This is a genomic window from Paenibacillus sp. JT22N15 (assembly GCF_059383755.1).
The window spans coordinates 43,001-64,640 of record NZ_JBXENV010000007.1; the positions used below are offsets into that span (position 1 = coordinate 43,001).

Annotated in this window: 28 protein-coding genes; 25 read left to right on the forward strand and 3 right to left on the reverse strand. The window is 49.5% G+C overall.

Annotation, left to right across the window (positions count from 1 at the left end):
- Positions 1-136: 136 nt before the first annotated feature.
- Positions 137-559, forward strand: a complete 423-nt coding sequence (gene mntR, locus AC50X8_RS14935) for a transcriptional regulator MntR (protein WP_056029020.1) — start codon at positions 137-139, stop codon at positions 557-559.
- A gap of 126 nt (positions 560-685) precedes the next feature.
- Here mntR and AC50X8_RS14940 read toward each other — a convergent pair whose 3' ends face one another.
- On the reverse strand, positions 686-991 hold the full coding sequence (locus tag AC50X8_RS14940) for a hypothetical protein (protein WP_494880245.1): 306 nt from the start codon (positions 989-991) through the stop codon (positions 686-688).
- 13 nt (positions 992-1,004) lie between these two features.
- Positions 1,005-1,922 (reverse strand): DUF1385 domain-containing protein, encoded by a 918-nt coding sequence (locus tag AC50X8_RS14945; RefSeq protein ID WP_056032677.1) that lies wholly within the window; start codon positions 1,920-1,922, stop codon positions 1,005-1,007.
- Between the two features lie 300 nt (positions 1,923-2,222).
- Here AC50X8_RS14945 and AC50X8_RS14950 point away from each other — a divergent pair, with 300 nt between their 5' ends.
- The 7 genes from AC50X8_RS14950 to AC50X8_RS14980 all read left to right on the forward strand — a co-directional run bounded on the left by AC50X8_RS14950 (position 2,223) and on the right by AC50X8_RS14980 (position 8,411).
- Positions 2,223-2,750 carry a YqhR family membrane protein gene (locus AC50X8_RS14950; RefSeq protein ID WP_081418569.1) on the forward strand — a complete coding sequence of 176 codons (528 nt, stop codon included), beginning with the start codon at positions 2,223-2,225 and terminating at the stop codon, positions 2,748-2,750.
- Positions 2,751-2,843: 93 nt separating this feature from the next.
- Positions 2,844-3,284, forward strand: a complete 441-nt coding sequence (gene aroQ / locus AC50X8_RS14955) for a type II 3-dehydroquinate dehydratase (protein WP_056029016.1) — start codon at positions 2,844-2,846, stop codon at positions 3,282-3,284.
- Between the two features lie 25 nt (positions 3,285-3,309).
- The gene (locus tag AC50X8_RS14960) at positions 3,310-4,383 is read left to right on the forward strand and encodes a M24 family metallopeptidase (RefSeq protein ID WP_494858547.1); all 1,074 of its coding nucleotides are present in this window, start codon (positions 3,310-3,312) and stop codon (positions 4,381-4,383) included.
- Positions 4,384-4,452: 69 nt separating this feature from the next.
- On the forward strand, positions 4,453-5,010 hold the full coding sequence (efp, locus tag AC50X8_RS14965) for an elongation factor P (protein WP_046231928.1): 558 nt from the start codon (positions 4,453-4,455) through the stop codon (positions 5,008-5,010).
- 190 nt (positions 5,011-5,200) lie between these two features.
- Positions 5,201-6,034, forward strand: coding sequence for an amino acid ABC transporter substrate-binding protein (locus AC50X8_RS14970; RefSeq protein WP_494858549.1), 834 nt, complete (start codon positions 5,201-5,203; stop codon positions 6,032-6,034).
- Positions 6,035-6,150: 116 nt separating this feature from the next.
- Complete coding sequence (locus AC50X8_RS14975; RefSeq protein ID WP_056029010.1) at positions 6,151-7,404, forward strand: aspartate kinase; 1,254 nt, start codon at positions 6,151-6,153, stop codon at positions 7,402-7,404.
- A gap of 233 nt (positions 7,405-7,637) precedes the next feature.
- On the forward strand, positions 7,638-8,411 hold the full coding sequence (locus AC50X8_RS14980) for an aminoglycoside phosphotransferase family protein (RefSeq protein ID WP_494880474.1): 774 nt from the start codon (positions 7,638-7,640) through the stop codon (positions 8,409-8,411).
- Between the two features lie 81 nt (positions 8,412-8,492).
- On the opposite strand, the gene AC50X8_RS14985 is transcribed toward AC50X8_RS14980, so the two are convergent.
- Entirely contained in the window at positions 8,493-9,209 is a 717-nt protein-coding gene (locus tag AC50X8_RS14985; protein WP_494858553.1) for a 2-phosphosulfolactate phosphatase, read from the reverse strand.
- 161 nt (positions 9,210-9,370) lie between these two features.
- Here AC50X8_RS14985 and AC50X8_RS14990 point away from each other — a divergent pair, with 161 nt between their 5' ends.
- From AC50X8_RS14990 to folD, 17 genes are all read left to right on the forward strand, one after another.
- Entirely contained in the window at positions 9,371-9,637 is a 267-nt protein-coding gene (locus AC50X8_RS14990; protein WP_056029004.1) for a YqhV family protein, read from the forward strand.
- 189 nt (positions 9,638-9,826) lie between these two features.
- On the forward strand, positions 9,827-10,882 hold the full coding sequence (gene spoIIIAA / locus AC50X8_RS14995) for a stage III sporulation protein AA (protein WP_056029002.1): 1,056 nt from the start codon (positions 9,827-9,829) through the stop codon (positions 10,880-10,882).
- Positions 10,876-11,394, forward strand: coding sequence for a stage III sporulation protein SpoIIIAB (gene spoIIIAB, locus AC50X8_RS15000; protein ID WP_494858555.1), 519 nt, complete (start codon positions 10,876-10,878; stop codon positions 11,392-11,394). Before spoIIIAA ends, spoIIIAB begins: the two co-directional genes overlap by 7 nt.
- A gap of 15 nt (positions 11,395-11,409) precedes the next feature.
- Complete coding sequence (spoIIIAC, locus tag AC50X8_RS15005; RefSeq protein ID WP_046231940.1) at positions 11,410-11,613, forward strand: stage III sporulation protein AC; 204 nt, start codon at positions 11,410-11,412, stop codon at positions 11,611-11,613.
- Between the two features lie 36 nt (positions 11,614-11,649).
- Positions 11,650-12,054 (forward strand): stage III sporulation protein AD, encoded by a 405-nt coding sequence (gene spoIIIAD / locus AC50X8_RS15010; protein WP_056028998.1) that lies wholly within the window; start codon positions 11,650-11,652, stop codon positions 12,052-12,054.
- On the forward strand, positions 12,051-13,421 hold the full coding sequence (gene spoIIIAE, locus AC50X8_RS15015; RefSeq protein WP_494880246.1) for a stage III sporulation protein AE: 1,371 nt from the start codon (positions 12,051-12,053) through the stop codon (positions 13,419-13,421). The genes spoIIIAD and spoIIIAE overlap by 4 nt, the downstream gene beginning before the upstream one ends.
- Positions 13,422-13,454: 33 nt before the next feature.
- A complete protein-coding gene (gene spoIIIAF / locus AC50X8_RS15020) occupies positions 13,455-14,237 on the forward strand; it encodes a stage III sporulation protein AF (RefSeq protein ID WP_056028996.1) in 783 nt (260 codons plus the stop codon).
- Positions 14,238-14,260: 23 nt separating this feature from the next.
- Positions 14,261-14,899, forward strand: coding sequence for a stage III sporulation protein AG (spoIIIAG, locus tag AC50X8_RS15025; RefSeq protein WP_056028994.1), 639 nt, complete (start codon positions 14,261-14,263; stop codon positions 14,897-14,899).
- 35 nt (positions 14,900-14,934) lie between these two features.
- The gene (locus AC50X8_RS15030; RefSeq protein WP_056028992.1) at positions 14,935-15,543 is read left to right on the forward strand and encodes a SpoIIIAH-like family protein; all 609 of its coding nucleotides are present in this window, start codon (positions 14,935-14,937) and stop codon (positions 15,541-15,543) included.
- Between the two features lie 135 nt (positions 15,544-15,678).
- Complete coding sequence (locus AC50X8_RS15035; protein WP_494880247.1) at positions 15,679-16,284, forward strand: acetylglutamate kinase; 606 nt, start codon at positions 15,679-15,681, stop codon at positions 16,282-16,284.
- A gap of 403 nt (positions 16,285-16,687) precedes the next feature.
- Complete coding sequence (gene accB / locus AC50X8_RS15040; RefSeq protein ID WP_046231943.1) at positions 16,688-17,188, forward strand: acetyl-CoA carboxylase biotin carboxyl carrier protein; 501 nt, start codon at positions 16,688-16,690, stop codon at positions 17,186-17,188.
- Between the two features lie 48 nt (positions 17,189-17,236).
- Positions 17,237-18,622, forward strand: a complete 1,386-nt coding sequence (gene accC, locus AC50X8_RS15045; RefSeq protein WP_494880248.1) for an acetyl-CoA carboxylase biotin carboxylase subunit — start codon at positions 17,237-17,239, stop codon at positions 18,620-18,622.
- Between the two features lie 109 nt (positions 18,623-18,731).
- Positions 18,732-19,139 (forward strand): Asp23/Gls24 family envelope stress response protein, encoded by a 408-nt coding sequence (locus tag AC50X8_RS15050; RefSeq protein WP_046231945.1) that lies wholly within the window; start codon positions 18,732-18,734, stop codon positions 19,137-19,139.
- A 99-nt stretch (positions 19,140-19,238) separates the two neighbouring features.
- On the forward strand, positions 19,239-19,796 hold the full coding sequence (gene amaP, locus AC50X8_RS15055) for an alkaline shock response membrane anchor protein AmaP (protein ID WP_099519842.1): 558 nt from the start codon (positions 19,239-19,241) through the stop codon (positions 19,794-19,796).
- Positions 19,797-19,810: 14 nt separating this feature from the next.
- Positions 19,811-20,041 carry a DUF2273 domain-containing protein gene (locus tag AC50X8_RS15060; protein WP_494858563.1) on the forward strand — a complete coding sequence of 77 codons (231 nt, stop codon included), beginning with the start codon at positions 19,811-19,813 and terminating at the stop codon, positions 20,039-20,041.
- 220 nt (positions 20,042-20,261) lie between these two features.
- On the forward strand, positions 20,262-20,726 hold the full coding sequence (nusB, locus tag AC50X8_RS15065; RefSeq protein ID WP_046231948.1) for a transcription antitermination factor NusB: 465 nt from the start codon (positions 20,262-20,264) through the stop codon (positions 20,724-20,726).
- A gap of 49 nt (positions 20,727-20,775) precedes the next feature.
- On the forward strand, positions 20,776-21,636 hold the full coding sequence (gene folD / locus AC50X8_RS15070; RefSeq protein WP_056028984.1) for a bifunctional methylenetetrahydrofolate dehydrogenase/methenyltetrahydrofolate cyclohydrolase FolD: 861 nt from the start codon (positions 20,776-20,778) through the stop codon (positions 21,634-21,636).
- Positions 21,637-21,640 lie beyond the last annotated feature (4 nt).

A 21,640-nucleotide genomic window follows, 5' to 3' on the forward strand; every position in this document is an offset into this window, starting at 1 on the left:
TCTAAATCGCGAATGCCATTAATTATTGCGCAGCCGGGATTGTCCTTAAGGTTGCAGACAGGTTTCAAAACAGTGTATGATACTAGAGTAACGCCGAGGAAACAAGGTGAAAGAAGTTGGGTTAGGGGGTTCTTCAATGCCGACACCGAGCATGGAAGACTACTTGGAACGAATTTATAAGCTCATAGACGAAAAAGGTTACGCGAGAGTGTCGGATATTGCGGAAGGGCTGGAGGTTCACCCTTCGTCAGTGACGAAGATGATTCAAAAGCTCGATAAAGATAACTATTTAATTTATGAGAAATATCGTGGTCTTGTATTAACGACAAAAGGGAAGAAGATGGGCAAGCGGCTTGTGGAGCGCCACCATCTGCTGGAATCATTTCTGGCCATTATCGGCGTCCAAGATGAGAATATTTATCAGGATGTCGAAGGCATTGAGCATCATTTAAGCTGGGATTCGATCACCTGCATCGAGACGCTCGTCGCATTTTTCGAACGTGATCCTTCCCGATTGGACGACCTTAAAGCGGTTCGCGCCGAGCTCGATAATGAGTGATAACGCAAATATGAAGTGAAACGCAGTATGATGTGCAATTACCCAAAAAAAGAGCGTGACCTCCGAGAAATCGAGGTTACGCTCTTTTTGCGTGGTTGGCCAGCTGTCATAGCGGGCTACAGTGGCTTAATGATACTTCGGCAGATCATCATCTTCCTTGCCGCCTTCGATAACGCGGAACGGCGTACGCTGCGATTTCGGGCGTTTGGCAGGCTGTGAGCGGTTGCCAGGGCGCACCTTAGGCGAAGCAGAACCGGAACGGCCTCTCCAGTGGTCAGGCGGGAACTTGTAAAGCACATAAATGAGGCCGAATACGATAATCGGGATTAGGAATGAACGCATATCGGTCAAAACGCCATAAATAACTCCGATGCCAAGCAAAGACATAATAATAATTGCCGGCACGCTCCATTTTTTAGGCCTGTTTGCCATAATCATTCCGCCCTTACGCTTTAATATTGGTCATTTGTTGATCAAGCTCGCGCATCCGGTTGAAGGAAGCAATGGATACGGCAACCTGATCGTCCTTCGGTTCTTTCGTTGTCAGCAATTGCAGCCACAGGCCCGGGTAGCCGAGATAGCGCAGCACGGGAATGTCGCGCATCGCATTTGTAATGCGCAGCACCTCATAAGAAATGCCGAGAACGATAGGGAGCAGCAAAATACGAATGTAAATTCTTTCCCAGATGGAATCCCAAGTGAAGAAAGGCAGCGAATAAATAATAACGCCGACAATGACGGTGAAAATAATAAAGCTGCTGCCGCAGCGATAGTGCAGGCGGCTGTATTTTTGCACATTGCTGATCGTAAGCTTCTCGCCAGCTTCATAAGCGCTAATTACTTTATGCTCGGCGCCATGATATTGAAACAGTCTTTTGATAATCGGCGTGAGCGACATCAGATACAAATAAGCAAGCAATAAAATGATTTTGATAAGTCCTTCTAATAGGTTATGACCGATTTTGCTCTCAAATACATTGCTGAACAATAGTTCTTCCAGCGCAGCGGGAGCTGCGGTGAAAATCAGCTTGCCGAAAATAAACGACAGCACGCCTGCCACGGCAACACCGACAATCATGCTTAGGCTGAAACCGGATTTTTGCTCCTTCTCAGGCTTTGGCTGTGCTTCGGGATTTTTGGCGGCTTCTTCCTTCGCCTCATCCTCCGCGTAATTTTCCATAGAAAAGTTCAGATGCTGCGAGCCTTTGGCGCTGGAATCTATTATGCCGACAACACCGCGCACAATCGGAATTTTTTTCAGCTGCTGGATCCAGCGCTTCGTCGTCCGCGGAACCTCATAAAAGATGATTTCGTCATTTTTTCGGCGAACAGCTGTAACATTGACATGGCTTCCTGCGAACATGACGCCTTCAATGACAGCTTGTCCTCCATAGATGCTTTTTGGCTTTTGCGACAAGTGTTGGTCACCTTCCTTAAAAGTGTATCGTCCCAATCAGGTGACGAATCATTTTTTTTCATTTTCTTGCGAATAGTTCTATTGTACTTGATCGGTGCGGCAATTGCCAACGTTTGAGCTGCTTGGGCAATCCAGAAACAGCTGCCAACAGAGGCGGTTACTTCTATGCTTTTTTTCACATACTAAAACATGGCTTCTTTTATTTAGGAGGCGACAGGTGATCACAAGCTGGAGGCGAAGGAAACGATGGCAGAAAATAAACAAAATAAACGGACCGCCGGAAAAGGCGGCAATCCATATGAAGGCAAGCATCATACGAATATTTGGACGTATTGCTTATCGACGGGCTTTTTTGCTGGCCTGATTTGGGGCATATTACGCTGGTTTTTTTATGAAATGAAATTTACACTGGAGCTGCCAGGCATAATGGCGGACCCGTTTTTCCGCTCCTCCTTTTTGAAGTCGGGCTGGGGCATAGTAGTAGGCGTTGGCTGCTACATTATTTTTTCAATAATTGCTGCGCTGCTATACGGTCTGCTGTTCCGCAAGCTCAAAGGTCCATGGCCTGGTGTGCTCTATGGGCTCGCCTGGTGGGCGATCGTTTTTCTTGCTGTAGGGCCGATGCTGCATGTGACTCGAACGGTGTGGAAAACAGGCTGGAATACGCTTAGCGCCGAACTATGTGTCTTTTTGCTATGGGGCGTTTTTATCGGCTACACCATTGCTTTTGAATTTACAGACGAGGCGTCCCGAGAGCCTGTACAAGCAAGCTGAATAGTTGTCCCTTCTCAAGCGGCGGGCATATGTGGTAAAATGGCAATTGATCTTTGTCTTTAGCATTGATTTGTCCGTTAGGGAGGTGTGCAAATGCTCAAAATTCTGGTGCTTAATGGCCCGAATCTGAATATGCTTGGTGTTCGTGAGCCAGGAATTTATGGATCGGCTACGCTTGCTGATATTGAGGCTAACTTGCTGGAGCAGGCGAAGGGTCTGAATGTACAGCTGGATTTTTTTCAATCCAACCATGAGGGCGCGCTTATTGATCGGATACATAGCGCTTATGGCGCAGAGGATGGCATACTTATTAATCCCGGAGCGTTTACGCATTACAGTTATGCGCTGCGCGATGCTTTAAGTACGGTAGCTCTTCCTGTAGTTGAGGTGCATTTGTCCAACATACATACGCGCGAGGCATTCCGTCACGTGTCGGTTATTGCACCTGTAGCGGTCGGGCAAATTGCAGGTTTCGGTCCACAGAGCTATGAGCTTGGCCTTGCGGCACTTGCTCGTAAGCTGAAGATGGCTTAAAAAAACGGAAAGGGGATGAACATAAATGTCAAAGGAAAGAGTGAATCTCTTGCGCAGCGCCCTTACGGAGCTGGGTCTGGAAGCTATTCTTATTAACAGCGAATACAATCGCCGTTATATAAGCGGATTTACAGGCTCCTCTGGTATGGTCCTCATTACGTTAAGCGACAGCATTTTGCTGACCGATTTCCGCTATATGACGCAGGCTCCTGAGCAGGCGATCGGCTATGAAATCGTTGAACATGCGCCTAAAGCGATGGAAACGGTGAAAGAGCTGTTGAAAGCGAGAAAAATCAGCAAGCTGGGCTTTGAGCAGGAGCATGTCGTTTACGGCGAATTCGCTGATTGGACAGCTGTGCTTGGCGACATTGCCCTTCATCCAGTAGCGGGGCTTGTTGAAGGCCTGCGGATGATCAAGGACGAGTCGGAGCTGCAAGTGATGCAGGAGGCTGCTGATCTAGCGGATGCGACATTTACGCATATCCAGAAGCTGCTGCAGCCTGGCGTGAAGGAAAGCGATATCGCGCTGGAGATGGAAATTTTCATGCGCAGCCATGGTGCTCATTCCTCTTCGTTCGAGACGATCGTAGCGTCCGGAGAGCGCTCAGCCTTGCCGCATGGCAAAGCAAGCGAGCGGGTTATCGGCAACAATGAATTCGTGAAGCTGGATTTCGGCGCTTATCTGAAAGGATATTGCTCTGATATTACGCGCACGGTTGTCGTTGGTACGCCAACGGACAAGCATCGCGAAATTTATGACATTGTGCTGGAGGCACAGCTGAATGCGCTTGCTCATATCCGTCCGGGCATGACAGGCCGTGAAGCGGATGCTTTGACGCGTGATGTCATCACGAAATACGGCTATGGCGACAAGTTCGGTCATGGCACCGGACACGGACTCGGCATGGAAGTGCACGAGGCTCCCCGTTTGTCCAAGCTTAGCGAAACGATTTTAACCCCCGGTATGACGGTAACGGTTGAGCCTGGCATCTATCTCCCCGGTTTCGGCGGAGTACGGATCGAGGATGACATCGTAATTACGGACACCGGTATTAAAATATTAACCGCATCGACTAAAGCGTTTCTTACTTTAGGCTAAGTTGTGGTAACAGCGGTAAACGAGCACGATCAAGCTTGCTATTTTTCTAATCCCAGGAGGTAATCAGCAGTGATTTCAGTAAATGATTTTAAAACAGGATTGACAATTGAAGTAGACGGAGACATTTTCTCCGTAACCGATTTCCAGCACGTTAAGCCAGGCAAAGGCGCGGCATTCGTGCGCTCCAAGCTGAAAAACCTCCGCAACGGCAACGTTGTTGAGAAAACGTTCCGTGCAGGCGAATCGCTTGCTCGTGCGATCATCGAAAACCGTGCTGTACAATACTTGTACAACTCCGGTTCCGAGTACACGTTCATGGACAACGAAACGTATGACCAGTTCGAACTGAACGAATCGCAGCTGAAATGGGAAATCAACTTCCTGATCGAAAACATGACGGTCAACATCTCCAGCTACCAAGGCGAAATCATCGGTATCCAAATGCCGAACAGCGTTGAGCTGAAAGTTATTGAGACGGAGCCAGGCATTAAAGGCAACACGGCAACCGGCGCAACTAAAAATGCAAAGCTTCAAACGGGACACAACGTACAAGTTCCATTGTTCATTAATGAGGACGATGTGCTGTTGATCGATACTCGCGAAGGAAAATACATCTCCCGCGCATAGGAGATGGCAATGAGCTGCTTCAAGGGTGCAATTGGCCCTTGGAGCAGCTTTTTTATATGAACCGTCTAAACTTCACACGAACTTCTCATTTTTATCGTAAAAAGCATTGATGTATAAAGGCTTACTATTGTAACATTCAATATAATAGTTAAGCTCATGCATCTAGCGATGACGTAGAGGAGTAGAGTGAATGGCAAGAAAAAGCTTTGTTTTTCTGCTGGCAGCCTGTTGGTTTTTGCTGGTGGCCTGTGGCACGGGACCGGAGCCGCATGCAACGAATCAGCCAGCTGCAAGTTCGGGGGAAGCGGCAACTGGTGGGCAAAACTCCCTGAAGGCTGTTCAAGCAAGCGGCAAGCTGCGTATAGGAACGGAAGGAACGTATGCGCCTTTTACTTATCATGACGAAAACGGCAAGCTTGTCGGATTCGATGTAGAGATAGCTGCAGAAATTAGCAAGCGTATTGGCGTGGAGCCTGAATTTATTGAAACGCCGTGGGCTGAAATATTTGCGGGACTTGATGCGGGGAAGTTTGATGTTGTTTTTAATCAAGTCAGCATTCGGGACGATCGACTGGAGCAATATTATTTTTCCGATCCTTATATTTACTCCCATATTGTGCTCATTGTGAATCAGGATAACACGGATATTAAGAAGCTTTCTGACTTGAAAGGGAAAAAGGCGGCACAATCGCTGACAAGCAATTTGCTTGATATTGCACAGCGGTATGGGGCGGAAATTGTGCCGTCCAAAGGCTTTGATGATGCGATTTCCTTGTTGTTGTCCGGTGAAGTGGACGCGACGGTTAATGATGGGTTAACTTATTTAGACTTAAAGCATCGCGAGCCGGAGGCGCCGCTCAAAATTGTTGATGAAATGTCGGAGGCAACGGCAAGCGGCGCTTTGTTTACGAAAGGGCATGATGAGCTTGTTATCGCCGTCAATAGGGCGCTTGCGGATATGAAAAAGGACGGTACATATTTGGAAATTTCAACAAAATATTTCGGCACCGACGTTTCCAAATAGCATGCTGAAGCTGTGAAGGTTGCTTGTATTTTTGTGATGGGATATACCCAGATGCATGATGGTTGTGCTATAATATTGACTTGCATGTATATGTCAAGGTTGGGAGTGAGTCAGCTTTGTCGTTGATAGTGATGAAGTTTGGCGGAAGCTCGGTGGGAACGCCGGAGCGGATGCAACGGGTAGCAAAACGAATTATTGAAAATAGGCAGGCGGGAAACCGCGTTGTTGTTGTCGTATCTGCAATGGGGGATACAACGGATGATCTGATCGACCAATCGAAGCTGCTTAATCCTAATCCGCCAGCGCGCGAGATGGATATGCTGCTTACGACAGGCGAGCAAATATCGGTAGCGCTTTTGTCGATGACGATTCACCAGCTGGGACACCACGCCGTTTCGTTGACAGGCTGGCAGGCGGGAATCCGTACGGATGCTGTACACAGCAAGGCGAAAATTACAGATATTCGTACTGAGCGCATGATTAAGGAGCTGGATGCGGGCCATATTGTTATCGTAGCCGGTTTTCAAGGCATGTCCGAGGAAGGCGACATTACGACGCTGGGACGTGGCGGCTCCGACACGACAGCAGTTGCACTGGCAGCTGCGGTTAAAGCGGATGTGTGCGAAATTTACACCGATGTGGATGGCATTTATTCGACCGATCCGCGCGTTGTGAAATGCGCTCGCAAGCTCGAAGAAATTTCGTATGATGAAATGCTGGAGCTTGCCCATCTGGGAGCTGCTGTGCTTCATCCGCGTGCAGTTGAATACGCAAAGCATTACAATGTAAAGCTGGTCGTTCGTTCAAGCTTTACCTACAACGAAGGTACAAGTGTAAAGGAGGAAGTAACGATGGAACAAGGCGCTGTCGTTCGCGGTATTGCATTCGATAAAAATGTAGCTAGAATTAGCATTCTGGGCGTTCCAGATTTGCCAGGCGTGCTCGCGACAGTATTTGGCGCGCTTGCAAATAATGGCGTGGATGTGGACATTATTGTGCAAAGCGGCGTACAGGACGGCACAGCCGACTTCTCCTTCACGCTTTCGCTCGATGATAAAGACAAAGCGGTTGCAGTCATTGAAAATCTGCACGGAGAGCTTCCGTACAACAAAGTGACTTCTGAAGAAAACCTGGTTAAAGTTTCAATCGTCGGTGCTGGCATGGTCAGCAATCCAGGCGTTGCTGCAACGATGTTCGCAGCGATTTCAGGTCTTGGCATCAGCATTAAGATGGTCAGCACTTCTGAAATCAGACTTTCCTGCGTCATCGATGCTGAGCCGCTGCAAGAAGTGGTGCGTGCGCTGCATACGGCATACGGTTTGGATACAGCTGAGCAAGCTTTCGTTGGCGGGCCACAGGACCGTCGTTAGACGACTTGCTTTAATGTAAGAAACATGTAAGAGAAATCAAAAAGGCAAGGAGCAATCGCTCTTTGCCTTTTTTGCATATATGGGGATCTACAGAGAGGTAAGATTAAGTACAATTAGATATGATTAAACAAAATGGAAGGAGTTCAAATGTGGTGTTCTTAAATGAAATGGTTTGGGCTGAGAGCACGAGCTTCATGAATGAGCTGCTGAAACAAGAACTAGCCTGCAGCAGCATGCCGGCTGGACTGGAGGCCCATGTGTGGAAATATTCGTCTGTTACGGACAGCTTTGTTCTAAAAATATGGGACAAGGATTCCGATCCAGATGTTCATTTTCAATATGTCCTGCTGCAAGCGCTTTGGAACATAGGCATTTCTGTTTCGGCAGCATATGGATGGGGCCACACCGCTTCCGGGCATAAGGCGCTGTTAACCAGCTATGATGGCAGCCCGCTTTCCCAAATAACGAATCAGCAAGTTGAGCATTTGGCTCAATTATTGTTGGACATCCATAAAGTATCCGACCAGGAATTAGATCCTCTGCTTCATAGGAAATACGATTTTATCCGTTATTTTTACCCGCAAATCGAAGAGCATCAAGACATTCAAACGGAATTAATAGAGCTAATTAATGGTTCAAATATGCAGCAAAATAAGTTTATCCACGGTGACTTTAATTTAGGGAACGTAGTAGAAAATCAAGGGAAATACACGATCATTGACTGGACCAATGGGCAATTAGGGGATGTCAGGTATGATTTTGCCTGGACGAGCTTTTTAATTTATTTATACAATGGGGAACCATTAGCCACGTTATTCCAAAATGCATATTTAGCACAAAGTGAATTTGATAAAGAAGAAGTTCAAAGGTTTGAAGCCATTGCGTGCCTCAGATGGTTATTGCTCTATCGATTCGCACCAGTTCCAAAAGATGAGTCAACGATCGGACGGATCAATCACAAAATAATGAAAAATAAATTTCTCAATAAAGCGCTTGTGCTGGAGTAGCAGCCTAAAGCGAGACTAGCAGCAGGCTAGGGCGTGATTATTTTCTCGCCTTAGTCTGCTGCTTTTATTTTTATAAGCGATTCAGCGCGTCAACAGCACGAGCTTCTCTCCTTGCAGTACGGGAACGTCTTTATAAATATCGACGGCTGCGCATGCTTCAATATCCCGCTGGAGACCAAGCTTGAGCAGCCGCTTGCCTGTGGATCCGGAGGCGAGTGTTTCGAGCGCAGCAGAACTGCGGCTGCGGTAGAAGCCGAGCATAGCGATTGCGAAGTCGTCCAGTTCCAAAGCATTTATGCCTGCCTGCATCATCCGCTCAAGCAGCAGTCCGGCGCCATAGCCATCCTCGGCAGCGAAAGCATCATTATAGCCTGCGCATAAAATGACGACATCGCGCCGCAGCGCGAGCGCCGCACGGGCGCAGGCAGCAGCGTTCATTAGCGCGGCTGTCAATACGTAATCGGCACGGGCCGATTTTTGCAGCGCGCGCGTTCCGTTCGTTGTGGTCAATATAATACGTCGGTTGCGAATCGTATTCGCTTCATATTCATCAGGCGAATTGCCAAGGTCAAAGCCGGATATTTTGCGGCAAAATCGTTCCCCCCCTAGTAAATCCCCCTGCTGCTGCGCTGCTTTAGCCTCCATAACTGTTTCTACCGGAACGATGGCTTCGGCCCCGGCCGCAAGCGCCGTCACAATCGTGCTGCCAGCCCGCAATACATCGACAACGATGGCTGTTTTATGATGAAAGCGCGCCTGGCTGGCTTCATTCACGCTTGATATGACCTCAACTTGCATGTCGTTATCCGCCTTTCTTTGCCTTAGCTTCTCATAGCCTTATGCCTGCAATATATGCACCTTCTTCTAGGCATGTGTCCCAAGTGCAGCGGTCATGAATGCCGTAGTCTGCTGCATAAGCTAGAAACAGGTCGGCTGGACAAGGGTGGAGGTGGATTTTTATGCTGAATAAAATCGTGCTGGCAATGGCATCCTTGCGCTTTGCCTCGGGAACCATCGAAATTTGCGCAGCTATTATTATGCTTAAACTCAATCAGATCGACAAGGCGCTTCTCGTCAATTCCTCTTTGGCGCTAGTAGGGCCGCTGATTTTGATTGCGACGACGACGATTGGTTTGGTAGGGCTTGCAGACAAGCTGTCCTATAGCAAATTTGCTTGGGTAGCAGCTGGCATTCTATGTTTAATGATTGGTATTTTGAAAAAATAACGAGAATCGGCGCTGTACCCGAGAACGAAGGCCTTTTTATATATTTAGCTGCCGTTCTCGCTATAAGAGGCGGTCTGCTCCTAGTTAAATAAATTCTAATCTAGCATTTTCGATCCAGTTGGACATATTTTAGCTGGCCAAGCATACATATAAGAGGACTAAGGACAAACATCCGGGAGTGATGAACGCATGCTTAGCCGTATTACGCATTTGTTGCCGCTAGAGCTGAAAGCGATATTGGAACGGCTCCCTGCGCAGGTTCAGGAGCAGCTGGAAGAGATACGGATTCGCGAAGGGCGCCCGCTGGAAATTGGCATGGCAGGCCAATCGCGTTTCGCTGCAAACGACGGCACGCTCTTAACCCAAGCAGGCGGAGCGTACAAGCCTACTGCTGACCTTTGCCGCAAGCTGCTGGAGCGGATGACCAACTACTCCTTGTATGCCATGGAAGAGGAGCTCAGGCGGGGCTTCATTACAGTTGCAGGCGGTCATCGGGTTGGACTTGCAGGGCGTACCGTTCTCGATAACGGCAGTGTCCGCGGCATTCGTGAAATAGGCGCCTTTAATATTCGGATTGCCAGGGAGGTACCCGGCTCAGCGACCCCGCTCATGCCGAAGCTGCTGGACCGATCGCGCAAAACGATCCGCTCCACACTGCTGCTGGCCCCTCCTCAGCAGGGCAAGACGACGCTCGTTCGCGACATTGCAAGATCCGTCAGCTACGGGTTATGGGGAGGCGGGGATGCTGCAAGCTGGGCGGGCAGAAAAGTTGCAATCGTGGACGAGCGCTCGGAAATAGCCGCCTGTGTCCGCGGCATTCCAACCTTTGATATTGGCCCGCGCTCCGACGTCATGGATGCTTGCCCCAAGGCAGAAGGAATGATGATGCTGCTGCGCTCGATGTCGCCCGATGTCATTATTGCAGATGAGATTGGACGTCCCGAGGATGGCGAGGCGATTCGGGAAGCCAGCCATGCCGGTGTCAGCGTCATAGCGACAGCTCATGCGTATGATGCCGAGGATGCCAGAGGGCGGCCTGTATTGCGCTCGCTGCTAGAGGAAGGGGCTTTCGCCCTTATTGTCGAGCTGCGCCGAACGCCTTCGGGCATTATGCACCGGGTGCTTACGGCAGAAGCTTGCGTAAGAGGCTGGGCGGCGCGCGAGCCAACGGCAGCAGTACCGCGTTTAGCCGAAGATGCTGCGCCGCTGTTTTCCGGGCTGATGCGGGGCGATGCCATGTGCTGAAGCTGCTTGGCGCGCTGCTGATTTTGTTCGCCGGAACGATGCTTGGCTTTCAACAGGCGGCGCGTTTTGCCGCTAGACCCCGCCAGCTTCGCCATACTGCTCACGCGCTTCAGAGGCTTGAAACGGAAATTGGCTACGGGCATACACCGCTGCCGGAGGCGCTGACTCGAACCGCAGCTTTTGTTCCGGCTCCACTAAACCGGATGCTGATGCTGGCTGCAGAAGGGCTTGCAAGCGAGGAAGGGCTTTCGTTTCCAGAAAGCTGGGAGCGGGCGGTTCGCGAGGTTTGGGGAACTACGGCCATGCGGGCAAGCGAGCAGGCGGTGTTGATCCGTCTTGGCTCAACGCTCGGTATTAGCGACCGTGAGGATCAGCTTAAGCATTTGAAGCTGGCGCTCATTCAACTGAAGGCGGAGGAAGATTCGGCGCGGGAAGACCAGGCGAGGTATGAGACGATGTGGAAAAGCCTCGGCGTTTTAATCGCCGTGCTGCTCGTTATTTTGATGGTTTAATGGGGTGCCGCGGAAATGAATATGGATGTGAGCGCCATTTTCCAAATAGCCGGTATCGGAATTATCATCGCGATGATTCATACGGTGCTTAAGCAGATGGGGAAGGAAGATATGGCGCATTGGGTGACATTAATCGGCTTTGTTGTAGTTCTGTTTATGGTCGTGCGTATGCTGAACGAGCTGTTTCAGGAAATTAAAACGATTTTTCTGTTCCAGTAGCTAGCTTGAAGAGAAGCCGCAAGTAGGTGAAGCGAAGTGGAAATCATTCAAATCGTCGGTCTTGGGCTGATTGCAACAGTCCTCATCCTTGTCGTTCGAGAGCAAAAGCCGCTGTTCGCTTTCCTGCTTGCGGCATTTACCGGCCTCTTTATTTTTCTGTTCCTGCTTGGCAAAATCGATTCCGTCATCGCGGTGCTTACTGATTTGGCGAATCGCTCCGGCATTCCTTCTATTTATTTGAAGACGGTGCTGAAAATAATCGGCATTGCCTACATCGCTGAATTTGGCGCTCAAATTGTCCGGGATGCCGGACAGGAAAGCATTGCGTCGAAAATCGAATTCGCTGGCAAAATATTAATTCTCGTCATGGCGGTGCCGATCATCAGCGTCATTATCGAAACGGTCATCAACCTGCTGCCGACAGGAGGAGGAGCCAGTTGAGGATAAAGCTTGCTGGCAGCTCCTATCCGTCGAACGCCGTTTGGTTTACGCTGTTAGCTGCTGTATTGTACTTTTTGCTGCTTGTGCCAAGCTCAGAGGCTGCAGCGAAAGGTGTGTCAACATCAGCTTGGCAGTCGGAACAGGCTTCTTATCAGCAGCTAGCTTCACAGCCAACGTCTTCTCCACAAACCTATCAGTCGCAGCAGACTCAGCAAAGCCAGCAATCGCAGTCCTTGCAGCAGCAGCAAACACAGCAGGCTCAGGCGCAAGCCGCATTCGGTCAGCTGACCGGCAGCGGGCTGAACGATATGGATACGGATGCGGTGGAGAAATACTGGAACGAGCTCAAAAACGAATATGGCGGATTTTTCCCTGAGCAGAAGCTGCCGAGCTTTGCCCAAATGCTGCTGCCGGGCGGAGAAGGGCTCAAGCTGGAAACGGTGCTGAAAGGGCTGCTGTCTTATTTTCTGCACGAGGTGCTCTACAATGGCAAGCTGCTGGTCACAATCGTCACGCTTACCGTATTCAGCATGATGCTGGAAACGCTGCAAAGCGCCTTCGAGCGCAATGCGGTCAGCAAGGTAGCTTATTCCATTACCTTTATGGTCATCCTTATCATCACGGTCAACAGCTTTAATGTAGCGATCGGCTATGCGAAGGAAGCGATAGAAAGCATGATCCAATTCATGCTGGCGATGCTTCCGCTGCTGCTCGCGCTGCTTGCGTCGATGGGCAATGTCATGACGGTGTCGGTGCTGCATCCGCTCATTATTTTTATGATTCATGTCGTAGGCACGCTTGTTTATACGCTCGTATTCCCGCTGTTGTTTTTCTCGGCCATTTTGCATATCGTCAGCGCCATGACCGAGCGTTTCAAGGTGACCCAGCTTGCCAATCTGCTGCGCAGCATCAGCATTACCATTTTAGGCGCGCTGGTTACGATTTTCCTCGGTGTCGTCTCAGTGCAGGGAGCAACGGGAGCGGTGACCGACGGTGTAACGATGCGAACGGCCAAGTTCGTCACAGGCAATTTTGTTCCTGTCGTCGGGCGCATGTTTTCGGATGCTGCGGATACCGTCATATCGGCTTCCATGCTGGCGAAAAATGCAATCGGGCTCGCTGGCGTCATTATGCTGCTGTTTATCAGTGCTTTTCCCGCAATCAAAATTTTGACGCTGGCGCTAATTTACAATGTATGCGCCGCCGTCATGCAGCCGCTGGGAGATTCACCGATTGTGGCCTGCCTGCAAACGATTGGCAAGACGCTGATCTATGTGTTTGCTGCGCTGGCTGCCGTCAGCTTAATGTTTTTCCTGGCCGTCACGATCGTGCTGACAGCAGGAAATGCAGCAATGATGGTGCGGTAAACGGGATGCTTTGACAAAAAGGGGGCGAATCGCATGGTAGCTTGGCTGGGCGAGTGGCTGCGTGACATTATCGCTGTCATAATGCTCGCTGTATGCACCGAGCTGCTGCTGCCCAACAGGGCGATGCTGCGCTATGCCAGACTTGTTATCGGCCTTCTTGTTCTGCTGACGCTGCTGTCTCCACTGCTTCGCCTGCTGCAAGGCGACGTAACGGCGGGACTGAGCGCGGGCATCCAGCAATGGGAGATGAGCACGGCGCAGCGGCAGGTGAAAATGCCAACACTTGCCGACATTCAGCGTCAGGCGGAGGAGCTTAAACGCAAGCAGCAGCAGCAGGCGGCTAGCCTGACCGGCAGTACGCTTTCCAAAGCAATGGAAACCGCAATCGTTCGCTATACGGGCCAGACGGCAAGCTCGGTTGAAGTCAAACTAAAATGGATCAAGGAAGGGGATGTTGAGATGGTCGATATGGATACGGTGACAGTGACGTTTCCTCAGATGCTTCCTGAAGAAGAGGCAGCCTCGCCGAGAGGATCTCCTGCAATTGCGGATGCGAATTCAACACAGGAAGTACAGGAGGGAAATAGACAGGTCGAAGCAGTGGAGCCAGTGAGCGTTGAGGTTATGGTGCCTGAGCTGCTGGAGACTGGACCGAATCATTCATCAGAAGCGCAGAGTGCTGCGGATGAACCGTTATGGCAGCCCGTAAACGCAGAGCTTGACAAGCAGACGAGAGCTGTGCTCGCCGAGGGCTGGGGTTTATCTCCCGAGGCCATCATTATTCGCCAGCCGGCAAGCATTCGCGGAGAAAAGTGAAGCGAAAGGAGCGATAATGACAGGTGGCGAAGTGGCTGGAGAAGCTGGAAGCGATGGCGGGCGGAGGCCCTGGGGGACCGAAGCGAGTAAAAATGCTGCGCCTCCTGCTCATTATCGGCTGTGTTGGAGCGCTGCTGATGCTGATTAATTCTTTTCTCACCTATAACAAGGTTGAGCCTTCCGTACAGGGGCAGGGGCAAAATCTGCAGTCAGTAGATGACACGGCCTGGACCAGCCCAGGCTCGCATGAAGGAGCCTCATTCGAAGCGGTGGAGCAGCCGCTGGAGGCGAGGCTGAAGGAAATTTTGGAGAAAATCGTCGGTGTTGGCGAGGTGGATGTTCTGGTCACCATTGATTCAACAGAGGAAATCGTCGTTGAACGCAACGAGAAGGAGACGCAGTCGGTTACAGACGAGAATGACAAAAACGGGGGCAAACGGCATATTACGGCGATTAACAAGGATGGCGAGGTTGTACTCGTCGAGGTGTCCGGCGATCAGAAGCCGATTATTAAAAAGACGATCAACCCGCGCATTCGCGGTGTCCTTATCGTAGCCAAGGGGGCGGAAAACGTAACCGTCAGGCGTTTAATTATAGATGCGGTCGAAAAAGGCGTAAATGTCGCGGCATCCCGCATTTCTGTTGCACCAAGGAAGCAGTAGATTAGCTTTTATACCATTTTGAGGAGGGTGTTCACATGAACACGAAAAGACAAACGATTTGGCTCGTATCGATGCTCAGCTTGATGGTGGTACTGTCCGCCTATTACTTGTTTACGCAGGATGCAAGCTCGCCAGATTTGCTGACAGACAACTCGCAGCTCGAGCAGACGGTGGGACAAGGTGCGACTGAGGCAGCGGGCAGCGGCATCGTTGTGGATGAGGTGCAGCAAGGAGCGGACAATGGAGTGAGCGAGACTGACAAAGAGGTGCTGGAGCAGTATGAGCAAGGGGGGGCCGCAACGAGCGTATTCGCCGATATTCAGGAGAAGCGGACGCAGGAAAACAACGAGGAGCTTGATAAGCTGATGGCAGATATCGCAAATACGCAGGTAGATAAAGAAAAATCCACTGAAGCGGCAAAACAGCTGTCCATGCTTGAAGAAAAAAATGTAAAGCTGACAGAGCTAGAAGAGCAGCTGATGCAAAATTATGAATCCGCCATTGTAGATGAAGAAAACAACGTTTATAAAGTCGTCGTAGCGAGCGAGAAGCTGGAGAAAAATCAAGCAGCTGATATTGTGGATCTCGTTATGAAAAAAATGGAAATCAATGCGGATCAGGTATCGGTGCAATTTGTACCTTAATTAATCGTTGCCTGAGCAGAAAATCCCGGAAGTCAGTTAAGCTGGCGCTTCCGGGATTTTTCTTATGCCCGATCGTGCACGACACTCGCCCTGCGCCTATATAATGTAAAAAATAAAAAGGAGCTACGACACATTATGTATCGCTATTATCCTACCCATCCCCATCAAATGGCCAAATCGCTTCATCCTGCATGCTGGACATCATCCAGCATGGAATTGAACCGCAAACTGCGGACATTGTGGGTACAGCATGTGTACTGGACAAGATTGACGGTGAACAGCATTGTTGACCGCCTTGGTGACGAACAAGCAACGACGGCTAGGCTGCTAAGGAACGCTACAGACTTTGCAGCGTTGCTTGAACCTTTGTATGGCAGGGTGATTGCGGCAAAGTTTGCCGAACTGCTGAGGGAGCATCTTGTCATTGCAGCTGAACTCGTCAAGGCTCTCCAGGCTGGCGATAGCGCAGCGGCAGCGGATGCACAAAAACGCTGGTATATGAATGCAGAAGCCATTTCCGACTTCCTGGGCCAAATAAATCCTTATTGGTCCAAAGAGGAATGGAAGAGGATGCTCGATGAGCATCTTAGGCTGCTTACAGGCGAAGTAGCGGCACGACTCGCAAAAAACTATGAGCAAAACGTCGCCCTAAGCGATCCCATCGAATCGCAGGCAATGGGAATGGCAGATGTCATGACGAACGGAATTATCCGGCAGTTTCCTTCTTTATTTTCCATTTGATCCTCATGATCAAAAAAGAGCGGAGTTCAGGCTATGATTTTATTGCCTGGACTGCGTTTTTTAATGATGGGCGGTTCAATTTTTGCCTGCCTCGCCCATTATGCTTAATACAGCGACTGAAGCTATAGAGTGCTTAAAACGATTTTTACGAAGGGAACAGGCGGCTGTTTAAGGGTTATTTTATGCATTTGTAAAAAATAATTCGTGTTCCTCAGCGTTTATGATATAATGTTAAACGTTATTGTGCCCATTAATAAAAGTGAACAATGCAAGCTAAGCTACTATGCGGTTTTGCTGCCGCAAAGCTAGGCGAATGCTTACGAAGCGGTTTTGCTACCGCAAAACTAAGCGGATGCTTACGAAGCGGTTTTGCTACCGCAAAACTTTAAGGAGTGAAACATTCATGTTCAAATTGAGCGAGATTAAAGAATTGATCAAGCTGGTCGATCAAACCTCCGTTCATGAGCTGGAAATCGAAAACGAAGGGACTCGCCTGCTAATTCGCAAGCCCGGGAAAACGGAAGTCGTCAATGTGCAAGCAGCCCCGCTAACGCATACATATTCACAGCAGCCTGCTCCCGTTTACACACAGGCACCTGCTATTGAGCCAGCTTCGCAGTCTACAGCGTCTGAGACGCCTGCAGCGCGCGCTGCAAGTGAGAATTTGCACCAAATCACTTCCCCGATGGTTGGTACGTTTTACAGCTCGCCAAGCCCTGATGCTGCGGTATTCGTCAAGCCAGGGGATCGCGTATCCGAGAAAAGCGTCGTTTGCATTTTGGAAGCGATGAAGCTAATGAATGAGCTGGAAGCGGAAGTGCGCGGCGAAATCGTCGAAGTGCTTGTAACGAATGGTCAATTGGTGGAATACGGGCAGCCGCTATTTCTGGTGAAGCCGGAATAACAGCATTGCTCCTTCTGGGAGAACTAGCCATTTGAAAGGAGTAACAATGTGAATTTCCAAAAAATCCTTATTGCCAACCGCGGCGAAATCGCCGTGCGTATTATTCGCGCATGTCGCGAACTGGGCATTACAAGCGTAGCCGTTTATTCGGAGGCGGATCGCGATTCGCTCCATGTGCGCCTTGCAGATGAAGCTTATTGCATCGGTCCTACTTTGTCGAAGGACAGCTATCTGAATTTAACGAACCTGATGAGCGTTGCTACTATAACGGAATGCGATGCGATTCACCCAGGCTATGGCTTCCTTGCTGAAAATGCGAATTTTGCGGAGCTTTGCGAATCGTGCAACATTACGTTTATTGGGCCTTCGCCTGAGGCGATTAGCAAAATGGGCGACAAGGCGGTAGCCAAGCAAACGATGCAGCAGGCGAACGTTCCGGTTATCCCCGGCTCTGAAGGCCTCATTGAGACAATGGAAGAAGCGGTTGAAGTTGCACGTCAGATCGGCTATCCCGTTATTATTAAAGCGACAGCAGGCGGCGGCGGCAAAGGCATCCGTATTGCTGACAGCGAGGAAATGCTCGTTCAGCAAATTACGACGGCGCAGCAGGAAGCTCAGAAAGCTTTCGGCAATGCAGGCGTCTATTTAGAAAAATATTTGACAGGCATGAAGCATGTCGAAGTTCAAATAATGGCGGACAAGCATGGCAATGCTGTACATCTTTTTGAACGCGATTGCTCGGTTCAGCGTCGTCGCCAGAAATTGGTCGAAGAAGCGCCTTGTCCAGTTTTGTCTCCTGAGCTTCGTGAAGCGATGGGACAAGCGGCTGTTCGCGCAGCGCTTTCCGTTCAATATTCAGGTGCAGGTACGCTTGAATTTTTGCTTGGGCCGGACGGCCAGTTTTATTTTATGGAAATGAATACTCGGATTCAGGTCGAGCATCCCGTTACAGAAATGATAACGAATGTCGATCTGATAAAAGAGATGATTTCCGTAGCAGAAGGCAATCCTCTTTCCTTTAAGCAGGAAGATCTTGCGATTAATGGCTGGTCGATAGAGTGCCGGATTAATGCCGAGGATTCCGAGCGCAATTTTATGCCGTCTCCTGGACACATTCCGTTCTATCTGGCGCCGGGCGGTACGGGCGTGCGGGTCGACAGCGCGGTTTATCCGGGTTATACGATTTCGCCGCATTACGACTCCATGATTGCCAAGCTGATCGTTTGGGGAAGAACGCGTGAGGAAGCGATTGCCCGCATGAAGCGAGCTTTGTCTGAATTCGCGATTGAAGGCATAAAAACAACGATTCCTTTCCATCAAAAACTGTTGGAGCATCCAAAGTTTATTGAAGGAAATTTTGATATCAAGTTCCTCGAGGAATATGATGTTTTCCATCCAGAGCAGGCTGCGGCAAAAGCTGGGGACAATCTGTAATGGTTTGTCATATTTCATGGCGAATGATATAGTATAGAAATAAGATGCGGAAGCTTTACCCGTCCGATGCAGGGCGGGACGCGCAACTTTAGGGAGGTGTAAAGCTATCATGAGTACAACAGCAACGGAGTATGAGAAAACGGACATTGGCGTTATTCAAATCGCACCCGAGGTTATTGAAGTCATTGCTGGACTGGCTACAGTTGAGGTGCCTGGTGTAGCTGGCATGAGCGGCGGTTTCGCAGGTGGAATCGCAGAGATGCTTGGCCGTAAAAATTTGTCTAAAGGCGTTAAAGTTGATGTTGGACAGCGTGAGGCGGCGATTGATGTATCCATTATTGTGGAATATGGCAACCGCATTCCAGAAATCGCTTCGGAAATTCAGCGTAATGTGAAACGTTCGATTGAAACGATGACAGGTCTTCATGTTATTGAAGTGAACGTACATATTCACGATGTTCATTTCAAAGCTGCTGAGAAGCCGGTAGAGGAAGACCAACTGCTGCGCGTCAAGTAATAACTGCATGGAAGAGAATTGACTATAACCCCCTCGTGATCGGCATGCCGCTCGGCGCAAGGGGGTTTTCATTCGGTCTGCCCGGAGGAGGCATTTGCATTGTTTAGAATTGTGGACAAGCTGCTATTGTTTATTTATAGCATCGTAATCGGTGCCGCTTCCATTATGATCGCATGTATTGGCTTTAATTGGATTTCGAAGCGAGCGCTTCTTACGGCTTTAGACCGTATGTTTGAGCAGCCATCGATTCAGATTTCCGTTATGATTGCTGGGATTGTATTGTTTTTGCTCAGCTTGAGATTTTTTATTGTTTCCTTGCATCGAGGTTCTGCAGCTCCGCCTTCAATTGATCAACGGACAGATTTTGGCGACATTCGCATTTCCATTGAAACGATTGAAAATCTAGCTCTCAAAGCAGCTTCCAAGCGTCGCGGGGTTAAAGATTTGCGTGCGCGCATTCGTACTTCCGACTCTGGCCTTGACATTGTGCTTCGCGTGTTTGTTGATGGAGAAAGCTCAATCCCAACGCTCACGGAAGAGATTCAGCTTGCTGTCAAAAGCCATATTGAGGATATTACAGGGATACCGGTTTCAAATGTGACGGTATTTGTGGCGAATGTCATTCAGACAGGCATGTACAAGAGTCGCGTGGAATAGAGGTGGGCTAGCGGATGTGGAGGGAATTTTGGGTTCATTACGGAAAGCGGACAATTGGCGCAGCAGCAGGACTCTTTTTTGGCTTCGTGTATTTGTTTGCAGGTTTTTGGGATATGCTGGTTTTTATGCTGCTCATTTCAATTGGGTATTGGATAGGCAAAAAGAAAGACTTGCGGCAGGATCCGGCCGCTCCATGGCAGCAAGTGTGGAGCGTACTAATGGAAAGATTTCGCCCGTTTAGATAATCCTGTGGTCTCCTCCGTTCTCCGGAAGCCGGATTGCCGGTTGTTCGAGGCAGGGAGGAGATCATAGGTTTTTTTGAAGTTCTAAGGCTTTATAAGTGAAATGCTTATAATGGGCTTCTATTTTACCGCGAAATAGGCTTTGTCGATATGTTAAGGGCGAAAACCGTTTACGCTAGCAATAATAAATTTCAGTAAGCAGTGCAACTGCTTTGGAGGTCCCATGAAACGTAGATTAGCGAGAGAAATTGCAGTATCAAGTTTGTACCAGATGGAAATGAATGAAGTTACGGCTGACGAAGCGGTAGACATGCTTCTTGAAGAAGCACATTCTGCCAACGAAATCGGCGCGGAGCCAGGGGATATTGGCAATACGGATGATGATTTTGTAAGACAGCTTGTGATGGGCGTCGCGGAGCGCAAAGCGGCGATTGACGACATGCTGCAGGATCATTTGACTGGCTGGCAGGTAGACCGGCTGTCTCGGGTAGACCGCCAGGTTTTGCGTCTGGCTTGTTTTGAGATGGTATTCAGCAACGATGTACCGCCGAAAGCGGTTATAAATGAAGCAATTGAACTCGCTAAGCATTTTGGCACGGAAGAGTCTGGCAAGTTCGTAAATGGCGTGTTAGGCAAGCTGATTAGCGGACTTGAGCAACTGAAAGCCGAGCCTGATCATACAAACTAGGAAACCGCCGGCACAGAAGGCCGGTCGGCAAGAAGGGGAGCGACACATTATGAGCGCACATATCATTTTAGGCAAACAGATTTCGGATCTTATTCGTGAGGAAATTGGGGCAGATACGGCTTCGCTTAAAGAAAAGGGTGTTGTTCCGGGTCTTGCAGTTGTATTGGTTGGAGATGATCCTGCTTCTAAAGTATACGTCGGTTCCAAGGAAAAAGCCTGCCAGCAGCTGGGGTTATATTCCGAGGTTCACCGACTGGCTGAATCGGCATCGGAAGAGGAAGTTTTGGCGCTGATCGCCAAGCTTAATGTTCAGGATACCATTAATGGTATTTTGGTGCAGCTGCCGCTGCCTAAACATATTAACGAGAAAGCCGTTATCGACGCGATTCGCGTGGAAAAGGACGTAGACGGCTTCCATCCGGAAAGTGTGGGTAATCTCGTAATAGGCGATGACAGCTTGCTGCCATGTACGCCAGCGGGCGTTATTGAACTGATTAAACGCAGCGGCGTTAATATTGCAGGCAAGCATGCCGTTGTCATTGGAAGAAGCAATATTGTCGGAAAGCCTGTCGCAATGCTGCTGCTTAGAGAGCATGCCACGGTGACGATCTGCCATTCCAAAACAGCCAACATGGAAGAGATCGCAAAGCAGGCGGACATTCTTGTCGTAGCCATTGGCAAAGCGAAAGCGATTGACAGCAAGTTTGTGAAGCCAGGAGCAGTCGTTATTGATGTTGGCATTAACCGTTTGCCTGATGGCAAGCTGGCGGGCGATGTGGATTACGAGGATTGCCTGGAAACAGCTGGTTATATTACGCCAGTACCGGGCGGCGTTGGTCCGATGACGATTACGATGCTGATCCAGAACACGATTAAGGCAGCCAAACGCGCAAACGGAATCGGAGAGTAAGGCG